Below are 3207 nucleotides of genomic sequence, written 5' to 3' on the forward strand. Positions count from 1 at the left end.
ACCAGAGCCGGCACAAGCACGAGATGGTCATCACCATGACGGCCGGGGGCCGCTGCCCGCCTTCTTCGAGACGCAGTCGGTGGCGGGGCCGCCGCTCACCGGCATGGCCTGATTGGGCCTTGGCCTCCTGCTCGCCCTTGCACTCCCTGACGATCTTCGTACCGCTGGCGATGATGGCACCGACCCGGTTCGTCCGCTCCGGCTTCTCCTTGGGGTCGTAGGGCACGATCGACGCGAACTTGTCCGCGGGGATCCTGATCGTGATCCTGTGGCACGCGGGACAGCGCGCCCGGTCGGAGAATCCCCCGACGGCCTTGCCCAGGAGCGTGTCGACCTCTTCGGCGGACAGACCGAGTTCCCGCAGGAACGGCCGCAGGATCTTCTCGTAGATCAGGGCCTCCGAATGCACTCCGGCCGCGTCGTACGCCCCCTCCGCACGGCTCACCGGAACGTTGACCGCGGTGAGTTCCAGGACGGTTCGGTCCGGCGACATCCCCAGGCGCTCGAACAGCGTTTCCTTTCCCGCGTGACACTGCACTCTTCCGAGCCGTTCGTAGCGGCGCCGGTCGGTCTTCCTCCTGCTGCCAGGAAATCCGATACTGAAGTCGAGGTTGTCGAACTGCTTGGTGATCCTCCGGTAGACGTGGCGGGGGAAGTCGGTCACGTCGAACCAGTTGATCGCGAGGTTGCGGCCGCCGTCCTCCGCGTGGAGCGCCTCGTGGGCCTCCATGCCCGCCCGACCGAGCGGTCCGCGATGACCTTCCGGGCGATCTCCGCGTGTTCGCGTCCCGGGTCGACCGGCGACGCGGCGGCGGGCAGCCTCGCGGCTGCCGCACCCGACGCCTGCGCGGAAGGCGTCAGCAGGCCGGCGGCCAGGACGCCCGCCGTCAGCAGGGCGGCACCGGACCGGAGGGCCCGGGCGCTGGGGCCGCAGCGACGTGTCCTCATGATGCCTGCCTGTTCCGTGCTCACTGCTCACACCCGCTCGCCGTGCCGAGTCACCGATGCCGCCCATCCGGCACCGGGTGTCCGGCGCCGCCGCAGCGGCTGCGCCGCCCTGTCCCTGACGAGGAACAGATGCAGCGCCAGCGGGCACAGGAGGAGAGGCAGGGCCGCCCACATCAGCCCCGGCAGACGCAACCGCCCCAACGGCGTGAAGGAGTCGGCCCGGTAGCCGAGGGTCACGTACGCGTCGTCCCCGACGGCCCGGGTATCCAGGAAGACCAGAGTCGGGTCGTTGTCGTCTCCGGGCTTGTAGAAGCCACCGAGCCGGTAGTAACGCCCGTAACGTTCCCTGCCCTCCGGGCTGAAGTGGACGGCGACCACCTGCCCCTGGGCGAAGGCGGGGGACGACCCGTGCTGAGCCTCGTCCCACGTGATTGCGCACCCCATCCCCTCGCCCACCACGCAATGGGAGGGCAACGGCATGCGCACGCGGTACCCGAAGCGCATGGCGTAGCCCGGCGAGTCGTACACGGAGTGCGCGATCGCGCCGAACACGGCGACCAGCACGGCGACGGCGACCGGCACCACAGTGAGCGTCACCTGTGCCCGGACCAGGGCCAGGACGGACGTGGTGGCCACACCTGCGGCGACGATGGCGAGCAGGATCCATCCCGTCGCGTAGGGCGGCGGTCCGGTGACGAAGGCGGCGACGCTCAGACACACCGCCGCCAGCGTCAGCGCGCCCGACGCGTGCACCGCCAGCAGCAGACCGCGTGCGCCCTTGCGGTACCGCAGGACCGGTACCGCCGCCGCCATCAGAACCGGAATGGTGGCGACCGCCCGGACATGGCCGTCGTTCGGCCCCGGGTCGGCCACCGCCAGTTCCACCAGCACGATGGCCACAGCGACGACGAGGGCGACGCAGCAGCCCAGGGTCGCCTCGCCGTCCCAGCCGTCGCGCGTGTTCGCCGTGTCCTTGTCCAGGGTGACGCGCTTGACGTCCGTGGCGGATCCGCCGCCCCGGGGCGGGCTCAGTTCCGGTCCCGTGTCCCCGACCCCCCAGCCGGCGATCAGGCTCGCGAAGGGCACGCCCACCACAGCTGTGACGACCGCCACGAAGGTGCCCTGCCCCAGCGTCATGTGTGCCCTCCGTACCTCGCATGGGTGGTCGGTGGACCAACGAGGATCACCGGCCGGCAGTCACACGATCAGCGGTGTCCGCCGACCGTGTCCGGCCGGCGGGCCCGGCGCCCCCCGGTCGACGGGGGCGTCTTTCGGCCAACAGGCGGGCGAACTTCGCGGAGTTCACCCGCCCGCGTGCTCTACCGATCAGTAATCTCCCGTCGAACTTCGCGTCGACCGCGTGGATCGACGACGAGTCCGGGACCAGGGCATACCACTCCGACCCGTCCGAGACCACGGGGCGCGGGGCTATGCCGTGAGAGCGTCGACCGGCAGCGGACCCACCCACGTACCGACCTCGCCGGGCTCGACGGCCAGGACACCGCCCGGCCCGCGAGCCGGTGCACGGGCGCATGACCGGCGGGAGCGCGTGACGGAGCACGCACGCCCTCTCAAGTACTTCGTGCGCCCGCCGAATGCCGCGCACCGGTCCCCGACCTTGATCGCCGGACAGGCCAAGATCAACGAACTGTCACCCACTCGTTCGTCAGAAGGCGGTCCCGCCATGCCCATGCCCGTCCCCGCCCTGGACCACTCCGCTTCCGGCTACTCCCTCGCGCACGCCTACTGGCTCGCCCAGGCCGCCCGCGCCGCCTACAAGACCCCGGAGCAGGCCGAACGACTCGCCCGCGAGTGGGGATTCGACCAGTTCAAGCACCTCTCGTCCCCGCACACGATGCCGTTCCCGATCGAGGACACCCAGGCCTACATCGCCGCCTCCGACCGCATGGTGCTGGTGGCGTTCCGCGGCACCGAGTCCAAGCAGATCCGCGACTGGCTCACCGACACCACCACCCCGCCCATCCCCGGCCCCGCCGGCAAGGGCTTCGTGCACTACGGCTTCCACCGCGCCCTGGACGCCGTCCACCCGCAGATCCGCGACACCGTCGCCGAATTCAAGAACGACAGCCAATCGGTGTGGTTCACCGGCCACAGCCTCGGCGGCGCCCTGGCCATGCTCGCCGGCGCCCGCATGCACTTCGAGGCACCGAACCTCACCCCCCACGGCATCTACACCTACGGCCAGCCCCGCACCTGCGACCGGCTGCTGGCCACCGCCTACGACACCGCACTGGGGGG

General features: G+C 70.8%; 3 protein-coding genes. 1 reads left to right on the forward strand and 2 read right to left on the reverse strand.

All coding sequences use genetic code 11. The features are described from left to right. Positions 1–730, reverse strand: a 730-nt coding sequence (locus EAO75_RS43585) for a hypothetical protein (protein ID WP_148000689.1), incomplete at its 3' end; no start/stop codon positions are given. A 245-nt stretch (positions 731–975) separates the two neighbouring features. Beyond that, complete coding sequence (locus EAO75_RS43590) at positions 976–2085, reverse strand: hypothetical protein (protein WP_148000690.1); 1110 nt, start codon at positions 2083–2085, stop codon at positions 976–978. A 547-nt stretch (positions 2086–2632) separates the two neighbouring features. Between EAO75_RS43590 and EAO75_RS43595 the strand changes: the two genes are divergently transcribed. Next, positions 2633–3207 (forward strand): lipase family protein (locus EAO75_RS43595; protein WP_148000691.1); only part of this gene is annotated, 575 nt, incomplete at its 3' end.

It is taken from the genome of Streptomyces sp. UW30 (genome assembly GCF_008042075.1).
In the GTDB taxonomy this organism is placed as follows: Bacteria; Actinomycetota; Actinomycetes; order Streptomycetales; family Streptomycetaceae; genus Streptomyces.

Coding starts and splice junctions, on each gene's coding strand:
- EAO75_RS43590 (WP_148000690.1), bottom strand. CDS start 2,085: ATGACGCTGGGGCAGGGCACCTTCGTGGCGGTCGTCACAGCTGTGGTG.